This is a genomic window from Roseburia rectibacter (assembly GCF_014287515.2).
Lineage (GTDB): Bacteria > Bacillota > Clostridia > Lachnospirales > Lachnospiraceae > Roseburia > Roseburia rectibacter.
The window spans coordinates 2,131,838-2,147,677 of record NZ_CP092473.1 but is presented as its reverse complement, the minus strand read 5'-3'; the positions used below and the strand labels follow the sequence as shown (position 1 = coordinate 2,147,677).

Genomic DNA, 15,840 nt, shown 5'->3' with positions numbered 1-15,840 from the left:
GGCATGCAGATATTGTTATTTTTTCTTTTTTGCCGGAAGAATACGTTCAAAATCTTCTTCTTTATAAAATAACAGACATAATATTAAAAGTATTGCAGCCACAGTCACGTATATATCTGCAACGTTGAATACAGGGAAATCGATCAGCCTGAAATAGAAAAAATCAACAACATATCCCTGCATGACCCGGTCAATAAAGTTACCGATCGCACCGCCAAAAAACAGAATGGCGATTACATTGAGTAATCCGAAATGCTTTTCGGATGGAATACGCATCAGATATAAATATATGATAATCATTAAAACAATCACTGTGAAAATGATAAGTGGCCACTGTTTTCCCTGAAGGATACCAAAAGCTGCACCACGGTTCTCTAAATAACTGAGTTCAAAAACATTTTTCCATAAAACAACAGGCATCTGATCTTTCAGGTGCTTTACTGCAAGATGTTTTGTAAACTGGTCTAACAATATCAGAATAACTGAACATAAAATACCAATAATAGCTTTTTTTAAAATAGTTTTGGATTGCTGATTCATTGAGTCCTCGTTTCTTTGAAAATAATTTTATTCATGACAGACATAACGGATACCGTCAAGAATCTGTTCATCGCTTAGTTCCCGATAAATATAAGCGTTTCCAATTTCTTTTAACAGAATAAATTTAACCTGGTTTCCAACCATTTTTTTATCAGATTTTGTTGCCAAAAGGACTTCTCTGGCATCAAATCCATCAATCTGCAACGGCAGTTCAAAGAGTGATAACGCATTTTTAATCCGGGCAAAGTCTTCTGCAGAGATATGACCAAGCTGCATGGATAAATAGGATGCAGCAACAATACCAAGTCCTACACATTCTCCGTGATAAAGTGTAAAATCAGAAAGTTTTTCAATGGAATGACCAATCGTGTGTCCCAAATTAAGAAGTGCACGCTCTCCCTGTTCTTTTGGATCACGTTCGACTACATCACGTTTAATATTACAACTTATATAGATCATTTCTTCTAAAATTTGCGGATCTAATGCCCAGATATCCTTTTCATGTGCGATAAGCCATTCAAAATAGGCAGCATCTTTGATCAATCCGTGTTTGATAATCTCTCCCATTCCGGAAACAATCTGTTTCCTTGGAAGAGAATGCAGTACGGAAAGGTTCATATAGACCAGTTTAGGCTGATAAAATGCTCCAACCATATTTTTATACTGCATAAAATCAACACCTGTTTTACCGCCAATACTGCTATCCACCTGCGAAAGCAATGTGGTTGGAATCTGGATAAAATCTATTCCTCGTAAGTAAGTTGCTGCTGTAAAACCGGTCAGATCACCGACTACACCACCACCAAGCGCTAACAGAATATCTTTTCTGTCAAAGTGATTTTCTATCAGAAATTGATATAATGTACCGACTGTATCTGTGTTTTTGCTTGCCTCACCAGCAGGAAAAATATGTACAAATATATTTGAAAATGACGTAGACAGCTGTTTTTTTACTTCTTCTGCATATAGAGGAGCTACGTTAGAATCAGTGACAATACAAAGTTTTCGGTCAGAATCTATTCCAAGCCGGGACAGTTTTTTACAAAGATCCTTAAAATCATTTGTTAATTCGATGGTATAAATCACATTTGTTCCATCTGTAACCGGTATGCTTTTTGACATAATAATCTCCATTTCTGCCCATATCTAATGAGCACATCACAGTAATTCCCATTCCTATACGTTTGTTTATGAGTTTTATTAACTTTGGTATAGCTGATATTTGATTTTCAGACGACCCTTATTAGTTTCTCCTGAGATGGAAATAAAATGGAACCGTCCGTGACCACGCACAGAAATAATATCATCAGGTTTGCAGATATAGGTCGGTGTCTGAATGATTTTTCCATTTGCAAATACACGTTCTGCGTGAATCAATTCCTGGGACTGGCTTCTGGATAAACGGTATACACAGGCAATGACGGCGTCAAGTCTGTTTGAGGTGATAACGCCGTCTTTATCAATTAATTCCTGATGAAAATTGATTTCGTCTGCATCTGCAATACTTAAATGAACAAGTGTGTGGCGAACCTTTGTGAGCTGTTCCATAAAATATGGGGCAACATTTTCCTCACATAAAATATAATAACAGCCATCACCCATAAGGATATCACCAATCTTCGCGCGGTCTATACCGAGTGTCATGATAGATCCCAGCAGATCGCGGTGTCCTAATTCTTCTGCAAATTTTGGATATGCCGGTTCTACTTTTAATACCGCAATCGGATATGTCCACTCATAATAAAGAGCATCAGGAATAAAAGCAATTATCTGACGCTCTGCATAAGGTATACCGCCATAGCTTTCCGTCCTTGTTACAAATTCTGATTGGCACTGGTGGTAAATATTCATTTCATTTAAATTAAGGAAATCGCTGAATAAAACGATTCCCTTCCGATCAGCCTGTCTTGAAAGATCTAACAGGCGTTTTTTACAAAGATCCTGCTCATTCATAATTAAAAATCAGTCTGAATACCCCTTGTCTCAAATGAATCCATTAAACTTAAAAAATCCCCGGAAATATCTACGGATGCCGGTGTGATAATGAAGATATAATTTGAAATCTTCTGCAGATTACCACTGATCGCAAAACATGAACCGGATGTAAAATCAATAATACGCTGTGCAATTTCAACGTCAAGACCTTCTACATTGAGCACGACAGTACGGTTTTCCAGTAAAGTCTCTGTAATCTCCCTTGCATCCTCCACGGAAGTAGGCTTGATCACACATACTTTCATACCGCCAGGACCGGCTTGCTTTTTCGCTGGCCGGATCGGCGTAACCTTTGAGGTGGATTTTGTTGAAGTGTCTTTTGAACGTTCCGAATCATAATCTTTTTCTACAGCATCACGTTTTTTTTCACGATGAAATGTCTGTTTTGGCTCGTCCTCTGTATAATCGTCATCATAATCATAGTCTTCGTTGTAAAAATCGTCATCATCATCCGGATTCAGACGCATTGCATTTAAAAATTTATCAAGAACTCCCATGTTCTCACTCCTGTTTATAATTTCTTTCACCGAAAATTCCGGTTCCAACACGCACCATGGTAGCACCCTCTTCGATTGCAACCATGTAATCGCCTGTCATTCCCATAGACAGAATTTCCATAGATACATTATCTATGTTTTTATTTGTTATGTCAACAGATAATTGTTTTATTTTTCTGAAATATAGGCGATTATCCTCTGGGTTCTCAACATAAGGTGCAATCGTCATAAGTCCTTTGATACGAATGTTTTCAAGCCTGGAAATCTCTTCCACAAGAAGGATGGCATCTTCTGCGGAAATACCAAATTTAGACTCTTCATGCGCGATATTGACTTCGACAAGAATCGGGACGATCACATTCTGTTTTTTTGCCTGAATATTAATCTCTTCTGCAAGGCGGTATGTATCTACGGAATGAATCAGTTCAACTTTTCCGACGATATATTTTACCTTGTTGCGCTGAAGATGCCCAATCATATGCCAGCGGATATCCGATGGAAGCTGTTCCATTTTACTGCAGAGCTCCTGGACTTTATTTTCACCAAAATCACGGATATTTTCATCATAGATTTCCTGTAACATCTCGACAGGCTTTGTTTTGCTTACTGCGATCAGGGTTACTTCATTACGGTTTCGACCGGCATTTTTACAAGCCTGTTCAATATTTTTCTCTACATTTGCAAGATTTTCTTTTAACATTAATTTTTCCTCCATTATTTTAACAAATCATTTTCATTGATCTTCGCTCCGTCTAAGGCTATATGGTCGTAAAGAGAAATTCCATAGGAAGTTCCTGTTTTTACGATGGTATATTCTTTACTCTGATAGAGTATATCAATCTGTTTGAAAACAGCGTAACCTTTATTGACATTATAGACACCTTTTAGTGTTGCAGTGTCTGATCCGACCCGGTAAGTTTCATTTGAATCCGGTTTTACCAGAATGTCTCCGGCAGTGACATTTTCACTGTCTATATAGTAATAATCATCCGTTGTATAATAGACGGTTGGGGAAACAAATTCAGTCGTTGTTTTTCCATTTTTATTTGTGGACGAAACAAGCAGTCCATCGGCATCAGAATCTCCACCTTTCATAAAGTAGCTGATCGGTATGGTGTAGAATTCTTTTTCGGTAATAGCAGAATTTGGAATTTTAAGTCCGGTCTGTTCGGTAAGCAGCAGCTCAATTTCCAGAAAACGATCCTTTGCATAACGTACCAGAGAATTGCGAAGTGTTAAAATCAGATATTTTTCACCACCCTTTTCTGTGATCACATAGGTAGCGTATGCTGTTTTTCCGTCCTTTATAAACTTAAGTTTCAGAGTATTATCATCCTGAAGTTCATTTGCAAGCGTATCTGCAATGGGAACGATAATCTGCCATTCTTCGTTACTGATCAGTTTATATAAAGCATCTCCGGTGGTAACGGATGTATTCTGTTTTAAATTATTTCGCTGATAAGCAGCTTCATCAAACTGTTCTTTTGAAAAATTATCTGTCGTTGTGTTTTCAAATCCGTCCGTATAATAAGCAAGGATTCCGGGGGTATCAGTTGTGACTGTATGAAAGGAAGAACCACCACCGGCAGATGTATAGTCAGCCAATCCGTTTAAAGCCTCCAGACTTAATGCTTCATTCAGTGCAGAATCAATATTTTCTTTAAATGAATAAGTATTATAAAATGTCTGTGACTGATAGGAATTTTCATAATCGGAAATATCATTTTCAATTTCTAAGAGTCCCTCGGCATCCAGATTAGAAGCATCTGTACTGACATCATTGATCTTTTGGGAAACACTTCCACTTTCATCAACGGAACAGATCAGATCGCCGTATCCGACTCTCGAAGATTCCCGTACATAATAATTCAGCGAACCGGTATATTGTGATGTAACAATTGTTTCATCGCGAAGAACCAGACCACGGTAAACATTATTTTCTGCCATGGTTCCCTGTTCCACTTCATAAACGGAAATGTGTGTTGTTGTAATGTAAGAAAAGACATTAAAAACCAGATATATGAAAATAATAATAAAAATGATTACGCCAATATTTATGTTGAACGGTTTGCGATATTTTACTATTTTTTTATGTTCATTCAAAAATTTACTCACCTCTTAAAATTTTCAACATTTCTATTCTAACATTTTATTCAATAGAAAACAACGTGGATCAAAAAGTTTTGTATGAATAAAAATTTTTTTAATGTGCATACTATCTGCAAAAGGAGGCTAAAAAATGAATACAAACTGGCTTGATTACACATTGCTTACATTGGTTATTATCGGTGCAATTAACTGGGGACTGATCGGTTTTTTCAGATTTGATCTGGTGGCATTTCTTTTCGGGGACATGTCATGGCTTACAAGAATAATTTATGCACTTGTGGGAATTGGTGGATTATATCTGATCAGTCTGTTCGGAAGAATCCGTTCTGTAGGTGAATCTTAAACAACAGAATGCATACTATGCAGATATTCTATTGTTATGAAAAATATGCGGCATGGATAAAGAACTTTCCATACCGCATATTCATTCATAACAAAAGATATGTTCATATTGTGCACTACCGATATTACATATTCATTATTATAGGGAAATGACAATTTTTGCTTTTGCAATATCTGTCAGTTTAGATTCATCTTTCGATACGCTTAAGATGAATTTTACATTGTATTTTTCACTGATCACGTCGAGCTTTTGAATCGCATGATTTAAAAGCTCATCAGAATCAATTGATGCAATGGTAAGAAAACTGTCAAGATACATTTCTTCGAGGTCGTGATCCTGTGATATCACACCACAGATAAAACCGAGGAACTCATCACAGTTATCAATCAGAAAGTCATTTACATTGATCAAGCGTATTTTATTATTCAGCTCATACATGTGTTTCTGACTCTTATCCAGATATACAATATTGCCAGTTGCAGATGTGATCGATGTATTGACCTTGTTAAGCAGTTCCTTTGTCTTTCCTTTTCCCTTTTCACCTGAAATAATCTCTATCATGGTCATTTCCCTCCTGATCCTTCGATGCAACGTCCATATTCGTGAAAATGAATAAAAACGGTTCGTTTTATAAATTAATTATAGTATATAAATACAAAAAACACAATGATATTTTCAATTAATTTGCAAAACCGGATAACATTTCATTCATTAACAGATAAAGGTTTGTTTTTGCGTCTGCTTTCAGAACAATAGAAATAATTGGCTGGGATTGTTCATTCATAGAATAAAGGACAAGACAGTATCCTGCATCACCGGTTGTACCTGTTTTTCCACCGATTATGGTAAAACCGTCCGGAGCTTTTGCATGACCGCTCAGATATTGGTTTGTATTTTCCCATGTATGCTCTTCTGTTGTACCATCTGCCGCCTGATAAGTTACATCATAAGATGTTGTGCCTATAATCTGGACAAATGTTTCGTTCTGCAATGCAGCACGGAAAATCAGATACAGATCATATACGGAGGTATAATGATTTTCATCCGGAAGACCGTTTGGATTGACAAAATGAGACTGTGTTGCACCAAGTGCTGCCGCTTCCTGGTTCATCAGCGTTGCAAATTCTTCTACACTGCCTGAAATCGACTCAGCTATCGCAATTGCAGCATCATTACCACTTCGCAGCATCATACCATATAAAAGATCATCCATGCGGATCACATCTCCTGCATGAAGTCCGCAGACAGAGGAATCGGAAGCCTGATTTGCGGCATTTTCGCTGATCGTGACCGTCTGACTTAAATCTGTGCAGTACTTTAAAGCAATGTATGCAGTTAGGATCTTTGTTGTGCTTGCCGGATAAAGTCTCTCATAGATATTTTTGGCATAAACAACTTCATTTGTTGCCAGATTAAAAGTACCGGCTCCTTCTGCAACCTGGGAATCAGTTGTATCCGTTCCAAGAGGAAAATCATCTGCAACACAGAGATCATTTGAAAAGTATTCCTGTGCACCGGCGGAAACTGTTGATCCAAGACCAAGGCTTCCAGTTGTCTCGTAAATATCATAAGGTTGTTCCAAGGTGACTTTTTCTTCCCCGCAGCCTGTGATACTGCCAAGTAAAAGTGTTGTCACACATACAACAGCTAGCAATCGTTTCATGTTAAAAATCCTTTCACAAAATACGCAGGATACACCAGTCAAAGGTATATCCTGCGTACATATTTTTCATTTGTTTTCATTATTTGTACATTTCACGCCACTCTAAATCGCCTCTGTCTAAGGATTTGATCAGAAGCTCGGCTGTAGCAAGATTTGTAGCAAGTGGTATGTTGTGCGTATCACAGATCTTTACGACATTGTTGACATCCGGTTCATGTGACTTTGGTGTTAACGGATCACGAAGAAAAATAACAAGGTCTATTTCGTTATGTTCAATCTGAGCTCCTAACTGCTGAGCACCACCCAAATGCCCTGCCAGATATTTATGAACGTTTAAATTTGTAACTTCTTCAATCAGTCTGCCAGTTGTTCCTGTTGCGTAAAGCTCATTTTTGCAAAGTATACCCCGATAAGCGATACAGAAATTCTGCATCAGTTTCTTTTTTGAATCGTGTGCTATTAATCCAATGTTCATGTTGTAGGACCCCCTGTTGTTAATATTTTTTCGGCTGAAGCCCGACATTTAAGACAAGCCCGATACCTATATACAAAGACCATAATGATGTAAGACCATAACTGACAAACGGAAGAGTTACACCTGTATTTGGCAGAAGTCCGCTTGCCACACTGATATTAACAAAACTTTGAAATCCGACCAGTGCGCCTACACCACAACAGATCAGTCTGCCTGCTGTGTCTTTTGCTTTTCTAGCAATAAATATACACTCAATCGTGATGAAAAGCAAGAGAATTATGATCACTGCACTGCCCACAAATCCAAGTTCCTCCCCTGCAACTGCAAAAATAAAGTCATTTTGTGGTTCCAGAATAAAGTTACCATTTTTAACAGATGTAGGATCTGTATTATTAAGTCCTTTTCCCCATAAAAGACCGGAACCAATAGCCATGATGGAATTCTGCTGCTGGTAAGCAAGATCAGGATAATCATTCGGATAAAGCCATGCCATAATACGTCCAAGCTGATAAGCATGAATAAACGGAATCTTATCCTGGATGATCAGTGTCATACCGATCAGTCCGACCGGAATACAGATAATAAGAACACCGACCACCAGTTTATAATTTAAGCCTGCCATAAACAATAATGCGGCAAAAACTAAAGTAATCACGATCATAGTCGATAGATTTGGCTGTTTATAAATTAAAAACAGAGGGATTGCAAGTAATACAAAGGAAGAAACGATTACCTTTACGGAATTGATCTTTTCTTCGTGTTTCATAAAATAATATGAAAAAAATATGATCAAAAGTATTTTTACAAGCTCAGATGGCTGAAAACGGAAACCGCCGATCTCAAACCAGCGCTGTGCGCCTTTTGAAGAATCACCTGCAACAAGTACCAGCGCTAAAAGTCCGACAGCAGACAGATATATGATCCAGGAAAAACGGAGAATAAAACTGTAATCGATCAGAGATAAAATCACCATGATAATAATACCACTTACCATACCGATGATCTGTTTTTTCTGATCCCCGGGGCTTGCACTTCCAACCAGAAAGACCCCCAGGGTATTTAAAATCAGAACATACATTACCAGTATGAATTTATAATTCTTTAGTTTATAAAGTTTAGACATTATCCTACTCTCTTTTCTTGTAATCCTTTAACATTACTTTGATCTCAATGTTTTCCGGCTCAATGACAACATATTTCGTGATGACACAGCCTATTTCCTGGCGAATAAGTTCCATAGTAGCCTCATCGAGTTTGTGATGATCGGCATTCATCATCAGCTTTAAGCGCTCTTTTGCAACATTTCCGGAATGAGTCTTAAACATTCAATGCTCCTTTCACAGGTTTCTTTTTAAATAATATTTTTGAAAAAATACTGCCCTGTTTTATGTAATTTAACAGAGGCACTTCCTCACCTGTGATCCGCCGTGCAATATTGTTATAGCAGAGTTCAGAAAGTAAAGCATTCTTTTTATTTCCATCCGGATGCAGTAATGGTTCTCCGTGGTTTTGTGCTATGATGATCTGTTCATCTTCTGGAATGACACCGAGTAACGGCACATCTAAAAGTTCGCAGATATCACCGATATTTAACATATCCCCATCTTTTACCATATGTTTCCGGAAACCATTGATCAGAAGTTCTGTTTTTACTGTATAATGTTTTTTTAAAATCTGAAGTACACAGTCAGCATCGTGAATTGCAGCGATCTGAGGTGTTGTGACTACTACAATTCTGTCAGCTCCCGTAATGGCAAGTAAAAAACCCTGATCGATACCTGCGGGACTGTCAACTAATATATAATCAAAATCCTGTCTTAAATCATCAAACAGATGTTTCATCTGTCCGGGATCAGGAAGACATTTTTCTTTTGTACATGATGACGGTATCACAGACAGATTCGGGAATCGTTTATCACGTATGATTGCCTGTTTTACCCGGCATCTGCCAGTTAACACATCCACCAGATTATAAAGTATCCGGTTTTCAAGTCCCATGACAACATCAAGATTTCGTAAGCCAATATCAGTATCTACCAATACAACTTTTTTATCTAACAGTGAAAGTCCTGCGCCAACGTTAGCTGTGGTTGTTGTCTTGCCAACGCCGCCTTTTCCTGAGGTAAAAGTAATCACTTCACCCATAAGGGGAACCTCCTGTTTTGATTTATTAATAAAACCCGTTGAAATAGCGGGAATTATCCATATACTAATCATTTACGCCATTTGAGATGGCATTGATATTTTCAGCCTGTCCACTTAACAGAGAATCAGCATCTTCAACTTTGAAATAGTATGCAAGGATCTTTTTGGAAACTTCTGCTGCATTATGGGAAGTATATCCATTTGCAATACGTGTTGCAATAGATATTTCCGGATTGCTGTATGGAGCATAACCGACAAATAATGCATGGTTTGGTCTGGTCAGATCTTCCTGCGCGGTACCTGTTTTTCCGGCAGCCTCTATTGGAAATCCGTCAAACTCTTTCGTATTTTCCACCACCATGCGCATACCTGTATGAATGGCATCCCAGTCGCCGCTGCTTAAAACATCAATCGTGTTACGGACTGCAGGCTCATATTGTTTTAAAGTATTTCCATCAGAATCTGTTACTTTATTTAAAAGTGTATAATTATATACGGTACCACCATTTGCAACAGCGGTAACATATCTTGCAAGCTGTATCGTGGAGTAGTTGTTATTACTCTGACCAATAGCAGCCATGACAGGGAAGCTGTCTGCAACCTGAGGTTTGCTCTCTTCAATCTCCACTCCCGTCGTTTCGTTTAAACCATAAAGAGAAGCATATTTCTGGATTTTTTCAATACCATTTTCCGCAGCATCGTTGTTATAACTCATAGCGTAATTATTGGTACTGAGACGATAGCCGACTTCATAGAAAAAGTAGTTACAGGAATCCCTGAGTGCCTCGGATACATTAATAAGACCGTGTGATCCATGGGATGAACGGTAGATCCAGCATTCCGGTTCATTACTTACATTTTTATATACACCAAGATCCTGGATCTGTTCGGTTGTGCTGATCACATGTTCTGCAAGGCCGGCTGTAGCAGATACCATTTTAAAGGTGGAACCCGGTGCCGTTCGCTGCTGGGTAGCATAATTATATAAAGGTCTTGCATTATTCTCCTGCAGACTGTTGAAATAATCAGCATCAACTGTATTTGCAAGCCGGTTTCCGTCATATCCAGGATAACTTACCAATGCGAGTACCTCACCTGTCTGTGTGTCTGTGATGACACAGGACCCGGCACATGGATCTAATGCAAGCTGGGCCGGTGTAATATCAAGATTCTGGATTTTTTCCTTGATAAAGGCAGCAGGTGCAAGTGTACCACCTGATAAGCCTGCAATATCATCTTCATCAAATGCAAGAACATTCTGATCAAACAGGATCAGGCAAAGCTGTCTTCCTGTAATTGCATCTGTCTGGATCAGGTATTCATATATGATTTTGGCGAAATCTGAATCTGTACTGATATCATTCAGAATATAATCACACAGCGCATCATATATTTCTGTTGAATCGGAATATTTCTCACTTACAGAAAATTTTGTAATATCGATCCATCCTTTGGCGATCGCATGGTTTAAATATTCCTGTGGGCCGATGGTTCCGTTCTGCCACTGAAGATAAACTTCATCCGTGGTATCAATATTTTTTCTTAACAAAATACCATTTTCACGGAGCATTTTTAAAATATAAGTAAAATAATCCTGATACTCTTCTGTCATGGATGCAAATGGTGTCGGGGCATTTCCCGTCAGTTCGGTATGGATCTGATCTGTTACGGCATTCTGTCTGGCAGAAAAAATCTGCTGTACTTCCTTTTCCGTAGCAGATGCATTTTCTTCGGAAAAATGTGAGAAATCAATCACATTATTGTTGATCAGTGCAAAATAAACATCTGCGATCGGAATGTTGATATCAGATCCCGGATTATCGATGTTAGAATATACGATTCCTGCAATTTCCTGCTCTAAAAGATTGTATACAGCAATCTGCAGATCCCGGTCAATGGACAGATATACATCATTTCCGGCCTGTGGTTCTTCGTGTTCGATAACTTCTACTGCTTTTCCAAGATAATCCACATAGAGCTTTTCATGCCCCTTTTCCCCTTTTAAATCGCTGTCCATATATTGTTCGATACCAAGTTTACCGACAACATCATTTAGTGTATAAGAATTATCTGTTTCTGAAAGTTTATTATATTCATCCGTGGATATTTTTCCGGTATAACCGATGATGGAAGAAAAATATTCACTGTCGTTATATTTTCGAATGGTATCTTCTAATACTTCCACACCCTGTAATTCGGCTGCGTGCTCGCTGATATAAGCGACTGATTCTTCAGATACATTCGTTGCAATCGTGGTTGCAATATATTTCTGATAGGCATTCTGTGCCATGGAAAAACGAACAACAGTAATCTTGTATGTCATTGCCTCATCATATTCGCTTCCAATGGCATAGCGGTTGCCGCTTGTCAGATACTGCATAACCTGTGCAGCAGTTGCTTCCGTTGGTTTAAAATCAAGTTTATTGCGGGAAATGATATCAGACTCATCTTCCTGCATGTTTTCAAAGGAAGTTTCTCCAAATACATCCGCCAAAAAACGTTTCCAGGTTGCACCGGATTCTTCTACATTGTAGCTGTAATTGCCATTGTCATCCATAGATATTTTAAAATCGTTGACAATGGAGTCGCCATTGGCTTCAAGTGCAGTCACAACCTGCGCGATCTCCTCATTGAGGGCAGTGTTTTTTGCTTTATTAGAACTGTAAGTACCATTGTCCTCGATTGTAATGGAATATGCCAGTTCATTGTAGGCAAGCAGATTGCCATTACGGTCATATATATTTCCACGTGTACTGTTTAAGGTACGCTCTTTGACGATTTTTAACGTGTAATTATCCTGATATTCTTTTCCGTTTACGATCTGAAGAGAAAAAACACGCCAGAGAAGAATGGAAAACAACAGGATCATTACAACTGTTGCCACAACAAGCCGTGATTTAAAAAACATACGGCATGCTTCTTTTATATTATCAAACAAATTTGCTTGCACTCCTTTTCTCGATAGCTTCCAGTTTCTGGTTGATCTTTAAAATTACAAAATACAAAAAAATTGTTATAACCATGGTATAAACCAACTCTGGTATCATTAATTGTAAAAAATAGTAGTTAAAGTCGTATCTGTTTCGAAAAAGAAACATAATAAAGTAAATCAGAAGGTTGCAGCTCAAATCACTGCCGGCGATCAGAACGAGTGGCAGTTTGATATCTTCCGGGTAAAAAAGTTTGCGGAACATTCCATTGATATAACCGATATACATATATAGAAGGCTGTAAAATCCAAGAACACCTCCACCGAAAATATCTAAGATCAGTCCGCAGAAAAAGCCGATAAAAAGCCCTTCTTTGCGTCCACGCATAAAACCAAAGGACGATGTCACAATGATCAGAAGATTTGGTGATATGGATGCAAAGGAAAGGGTATCAAAAAGTGTCGTTTGCAGCAGATAGCAGACGGCAATAATAATAAATACGGTAATCTTTCTTCTCATAAATAACCTCTGTTTCTAAGATTCTGCTGTCTGTTTCTTATTTAAAATGACAAGAACTTCTTCGATATGCTCAAAATCGACTGCCGGTGTGATGGTACCCGACTTTGTAAGATTATTAGAATCCATGCTAAGTGTACTGATATAACCGATCAGAATACCCTGCTGATAACGGTTTGATACATAAGAGGTAACGACAGGATCACCGATAGCAACTTCATTATTCTTATCGTTGAGATTGGAAAATTCAATGACCATATTTTCATTCATATCCTGTAAACTGCCATTTACGATCAGATTGTCGGATGTGGTCGACACCATACCACTGACTTTCATGGTATCATTGATGATCGAAGATACTTTTGCATAATTAGGTCCTACATCAGTAACAATTCCCACAAGACCACTTCCTGCAATCACATTCATATCCACTTCAATTCCATCGTTTGATCCCTTGTCGATCGTAAAATTGGTAAACCAGTTGCCACCGTCTTTTCCGATAACATTTGCAGCAACTTTGTCATAACTTGGGTATTTCTGATCCAGATTTAAGAGTTCTCTTAAGTTCTCAAGCTCATATTGTTCTAACTTGATTGTATTTAATTCGGTTGTCAGATCATCTACCTGATGTTTCAGGTCTTCGTTTTCAGCCATGACGTCATTTAATTTTTTTAGATTGTCTGCTTTTTCGCCAATCCAGGTGCCAACGGAATTAATACCGCGCTGCATTGGAATAAATACATATCCGGCGACAGTATTTAATGGTCCGCCGGATATGCCAAGTGTAAAACTGAGTAATATTGCCACAATACATACACCGCTTAAGATAAGCAGTATATATTTTGTGGGAAGAACAAATTTTGGTTTTCGTCTCATACTATCCCCTAAATCAAGATCTTACTTTTCATGCTGAATGCCAGATGTTTGTATTTGCTGTCAGATACAATTTTTACAAGACCACGTACAACACACTCTTCCGGTTCTTCACAGGTATTGATATCAATGCCTGTGATATCTGCAAATAATTTATCCAGATCGTGAATCTGGGAACTTCCGCCTGTGATATAGATTCCGGAATGGATAATGTCTTTTGCAAGTTCCGGTGGTGTTTTCTCTAAGATCATTTTGATGGAATTACAGATACTTTCAAGGTTATCTTTGATGGCTTCATATACTACAGTACCGGACATTTCCATTTCAATCGGAAGACCACTTACGACATCTCTTCCGACAACGATCATCGTGTCTTCATTGCCCGGGATACCGGAACCTAAGCGTTCTTTCATGCTCTGGGCAGTTTTCTGTCCGATGACCAGATTGTAATTGCGTTTTACATAGGTAATGATGGATTCATCAATCTTATTTCCACCAAAATGAAGCAGATCACTAAGTACAAGTCCGCCAAGTGAAATAACGGAGATCTCCGTTGTATCTGCACCGATGTCTACAACCATGATACCGGTCGGTTCATTGACATCTAATCCCAACCCAACGGCATCAGCGATCGGTTTTTCACATAAAAGTACACTCTTTGGTTTCATCTTGCTCTTATAGAACATGTCAAAGAACGCTTTTTTCTCCACTTCCGTGATACTTGTTGGTACTGCGACGATAAATTCTGCACCCTTCAGGCTCCCTTTAACATGCGTTTCTAAGAAGAGCTGTATCATGGACTGAAGATTGTTGAAATCTGCGATGACACCTGTTGTAACAGGGAATGTCACATGGATAGACTCCGGAGCCTTTTCATACATTGCGTATGCCGAGTTACCATAAGCGTAGATCTCATCTTTATTTTTTAATGCGATCGTGTTTTTTTCATTTAAGATCTTGTTGGAAGATTTGCAGTAAATCTTCATATTGCATGTTCCAAGATCAATACCGTATACGTTGTTTGTCATTGTTCTCTCCCTTTGGAACGCGGTTTATACCACGATCCTGTTATTTTCTCTGTAACTAAAGTAAGAATGATCCCCGATAATAACATGGTCGGAAAGCGGAATGCCCATCAGTTGTCCACAGTTTAAAATGCGTTTTGTGACAATATCATCTGCATGGGACGGTTCTGGTATACCACTTGGATGATTATGGACTAAGATAAGATGTGCTGCATGACAATTGATTGCTGTCTCGAAAACTTCGCGTGGTGAAACAATTGTTTCATTTGCGCTGCCGATAGAAAGCAGTTTATCACCTTTCATGTGACATTTATTGTCGAACATACAGATAATCAGATGTTCTTTGCTTTCATGACGCAGATGTTCCATATAGTAATCTGCGATTGTTTTTGGGTTCGTCATACAGATATCAGGAGCTGACCGTGTCTGCGCAATCCGTTTTGATAATTCTGCAATGCATTTTAACTGGATTGCCTTTACCGGGCCAATTCCACGTATTTTCTGCATCTTTTCAAATGGAATATCATAGAGATTTAATAAATTGCGCTGACCATCATTTAGCAGATTCTGCGCGACTTCCACAGACTTTAGACCACTTGTCCCTGAACGGATGATCACTGCTAAAAGCTCCGCATCACTTAGGTATTCCGGTCCATATGTAAGAAACTTTTCATATGGTTTTTCCGAATCCGGCAATTCTTTTACCGTAGTATTTTTGTTCATGAATGC

General features: G+C 38.4%; 18 protein-coding genes. 1 reads left to right on the top strand and 17 read right to left on the bottom strand.

Annotation, left to right across the window (positions count from 1 at the left end; translation table 11 throughout):
- Positions 1-15 precede the first annotated feature (15 nt).
- From lspA to H8S51_RS10150, 6 genes are all read right to left on the bottom strand, one after another.
- A complete protein-coding gene (lspA, locus tag H8S51_RS10175) occupies positions 16-540 on the bottom strand; it encodes a signal peptidase II (protein WP_117922138.1) in 525 nt (174 codons plus the stop codon).
- A 27-nt stretch (positions 541-567) separates the two neighbouring features.
- The gene (aroB, locus tag H8S51_RS10170) at positions 568-1,662 is read right to left on the bottom strand and encodes a 3-dehydroquinate synthase (RefSeq protein WP_186898772.1); all 1,095 of its coding nucleotides are present in this window, start codon (positions 1,660-1,662) and stop codon (positions 568-570) included.
- 78 nt (positions 1,663-1,740) lie between these two features.
- The gene (locus tag H8S51_RS10165; protein WP_186898773.1) at positions 1,741-2,493 is read right to left on the bottom strand and encodes a YlmH family RNA-binding protein; all 753 of its coding nucleotides are present in this window, start codon (positions 2,491-2,493) and stop codon (positions 1,741-1,743) included.
- 2 nt (positions 2,494-2,495) lie between these two features.
- Positions 2,496-3,032: a cell division protein SepF gene (locus H8S51_RS10160; protein WP_117921475.1), complete on the bottom strand. Its 537-nt coding sequence runs from the start codon at positions 3,030-3,032 to the stop codon at positions 2,496-2,498.
- Between the two features lie 4 nt (positions 3,033-3,036).
- The gene (locus H8S51_RS10155; protein WP_117921473.1) at positions 3,037-3,732 is read right to left on the bottom strand and encodes a YggS family pyridoxal phosphate-dependent enzyme; all 696 of its coding nucleotides are present in this window, start codon (positions 3,730-3,732) and stop codon (positions 3,037-3,039) included.
- A 14-nt stretch (positions 3,733-3,746) separates the two neighbouring features.
- Positions 3,747-5,147 (bottom strand): HlyD family efflux transporter periplasmic adaptor subunit, encoded by a 1,401-nt coding sequence (locus tag H8S51_RS10150; RefSeq protein WP_117921471.1) that lies wholly within the window; start codon positions 5,145-5,147, stop codon positions 3,747-3,749.
- A 124-nt stretch (positions 5,148-5,271) separates the two neighbouring features.
- Between H8S51_RS10150 and H8S51_RS10145 the strand changes: the two genes are divergently transcribed.
- The gene (locus H8S51_RS10145; protein WP_117921469.1) at positions 5,272-5,484 is read left to right on the top strand and encodes a DUF378 domain-containing protein; all 213 of its coding nucleotides are present in this window, start codon (positions 5,272-5,274) and stop codon (positions 5,482-5,484) included.
- Between the two features lie 138 nt (positions 5,485-5,622).
- Here the strand turns inward: H8S51_RS10145 and H8S51_RS10140 are convergent, their stop codons facing one another.
- From H8S51_RS10140 to radC, 11 genes are all read right to left on the bottom strand, one after another.
- Entirely contained in the window at positions 5,623-6,045 is a 423-nt protein-coding gene (locus tag H8S51_RS10140) for a hypothetical protein (RefSeq protein WP_015560543.1), read from the bottom strand.
- 118 nt (positions 6,046-6,163) lie between these two features.
- Positions 6,164-7,147: a D-alanyl-D-alanine carboxypeptidase family protein gene (locus H8S51_RS10135; protein WP_117921490.1), complete on the bottom strand. Its 984-nt coding sequence runs from the start codon at positions 7,145-7,147 to the stop codon at positions 6,164-6,166.
- A gap of 79 nt (positions 7,148-7,226) precedes the next feature.
- Entirely contained in the window at positions 7,227-7,622 is a 396-nt protein-coding gene (locus tag H8S51_RS10130) for a methylglyoxal synthase (RefSeq protein WP_006858330.1), read from the bottom strand.
- Between the two features lie 19 nt (positions 7,623-7,641).
- Positions 7,642-8,745, bottom strand: coding sequence for an FtsW/RodA/SpoVE family cell cycle protein (locus tag H8S51_RS10125; RefSeq protein WP_117921467.1), 1,104 nt, complete (start codon positions 8,743-8,745; stop codon positions 7,642-7,644).
- A gap of 4 nt (positions 8,746-8,749) precedes the next feature.
- Positions 8,750-8,947, bottom strand: coding sequence for a cell division topological specificity factor MinE (locus tag H8S51_RS10120; RefSeq protein WP_117921465.1), 198 nt, complete (start codon positions 8,945-8,947; stop codon positions 8,750-8,752).
- Positions 8,940-9,767, bottom strand: a complete 828-nt coding sequence (minD, locus tag H8S51_RS10115; protein ID WP_117921463.1) for a septum site-determining protein MinD — start codon at positions 9,765-9,767, stop codon at positions 8,940-8,942. Before minD ends, H8S51_RS10120 begins: the two co-directional genes overlap by 8 nt.
- Positions 9,768-9,831: 64 nt before the next feature.
- The gene (locus H8S51_RS10110) at positions 9,832-12,705 is read right to left on the bottom strand and encodes a penicillin-binding transpeptidase domain-containing protein (protein WP_330646578.1); all 2,874 of its coding nucleotides are present in this window, start codon (positions 12,703-12,705) and stop codon (positions 9,832-9,834) included.
- Positions 12,698-13,216 carry a rod shape-determining protein MreD gene (mreD, locus tag H8S51_RS10105; protein ID WP_118208844.1) on the bottom strand — a complete coding sequence of 173 codons (519 nt, stop codon included), beginning with the start codon at positions 13,214-13,216 and terminating at the stop codon, positions 12,698-12,700. Before mreD ends, H8S51_RS10110 begins: the two co-directional genes overlap by 8 nt.
- Positions 13,217-13,231: 15 nt before the next feature.
- Positions 13,232-14,089: a rod shape-determining protein MreC gene (mreC, locus tag H8S51_RS10100; protein WP_186898775.1), complete on the bottom strand. Its 858-nt coding sequence runs from the start codon at positions 14,087-14,089 to the stop codon at positions 13,232-13,234.
- Positions 14,090-14,097: 8 nt separating this feature from the next.
- Positions 14,098-15,114 carry a rod shape-determining protein gene (locus tag H8S51_RS10095; RefSeq protein WP_117921455.1) on the bottom strand — a complete coding sequence of 339 codons (1,017 nt, stop codon included), beginning with the start codon at positions 15,112-15,114 and terminating at the stop codon, positions 14,098-14,100.
- A gap of 24 nt (positions 15,115-15,138) precedes the next feature.
- Positions 15,139-15,834, bottom strand: coding sequence for a RadC family protein (gene radC / locus H8S51_RS10090; protein ID WP_186898776.1), 696 nt, complete (start codon positions 15,832-15,834; stop codon positions 15,139-15,141).
- Positions 15,835-15,840: the final 6 nt, after the last annotated feature.

Bases quoted from the DNA above. Each gene is read 5' to 3' on its own strand.
- H8S51_RS10120 (WP_117921465.1), bottom strand. From the start codon at position 8,947: ATGTTTAAGACTCATTCCGGAAATGTTGCAAAAGAGCGCTTAAAGCTG.
- H8S51_RS10165 (WP_186898773.1), bottom strand. From the start codon at position 2,493: ATGAATGAGCAGGATCTTTGTAAAAAACGCCTGTTAGATCTTTCAAGA.
- H8S51_RS10140 (WP_015560543.1), bottom strand. From the start codon at position 6,045: ATGATAGAGATTATTTCAGGTGAAAAGGGAAAAGGAAAGACAAAGGAA.
- H8S51_RS10095 (WP_117921455.1), bottom strand. From the start codon at position 15,114: ATGACAAACAACGTATACGGTATTGATCTTGGAACATGCAATATGAAG.
- H8S51_RS10125 (WP_117921467.1), bottom strand. From the start codon at position 8,745: ATGTCTAAACTTTATAAACTAAAGAATTATAAATTCATACTGGTAATG.
- mreD (WP_118208844.1), bottom strand. From the start codon at position 13,216: ATGAGAAGAAAGATTACCGTATTTATTATTATTGCCGTCTGCTATCTG.
- lspA (WP_117922138.1), bottom strand. From the start codon at position 540: ATGAATCAGCAATCCAAAACTATTTTAAAAAAAGCTATTATTGGTATT.
- radC (WP_186898776.1), bottom strand. From the start codon at position 15,834: ATGAACAAAAATACTACGGTAAAAGAATTGCCGGATTCGGAAAAACCA.
- H8S51_RS10145 (WP_117921469.1), top strand. From the start codon at position 5,272: ATGAATACAAACTGGCTTGATTACACATTGCTTACATTGGTTATTATC.
- H8S51_RS10160 (WP_117921475.1), bottom strand. From the start codon at position 3,032: ATGGGAGTTCTTGATAAATTTTTAAATGCAATGCGTCTGAATCCGGAT.
- mreC (WP_186898775.1), bottom strand. From the start codon at position 14,089: ATGAGACGAAAACCAAAATTTGTTCTTCCCACAAAATATATACTGCTT.
- aroB (WP_186898772.1), bottom strand. From the start codon at position 1,662: ATGTCAAAAAGCATACCGGTTACAGATGGAACAAATGTGATTTATACC.
- H8S51_RS10135 (WP_117921490.1), bottom strand. From the start codon at position 7,147: ATGAAACGATTGCTAGCTGTTGTATGTGTGACAACACTTTTACTTGGC.
- H8S51_RS10155 (WP_117921473.1), bottom strand. From the start codon at position 3,732: ATGTTAAAAGAAAATCTTGCAAATGTAGAGAAAAATATTGAACAGGCT.
- H8S51_RS10130 (WP_006858330.1), bottom strand. From the start codon at position 7,622: ATGAACATTGGATTAATAGCACACGATTCAAAAAAGAAACTGATGCAG.
- minD (WP_117921463.1), bottom strand. From the start codon at position 9,767: ATGGGTGAAGTGATTACTTTTACCTCAGGAAAAGGCGGCGTTGGCAAG.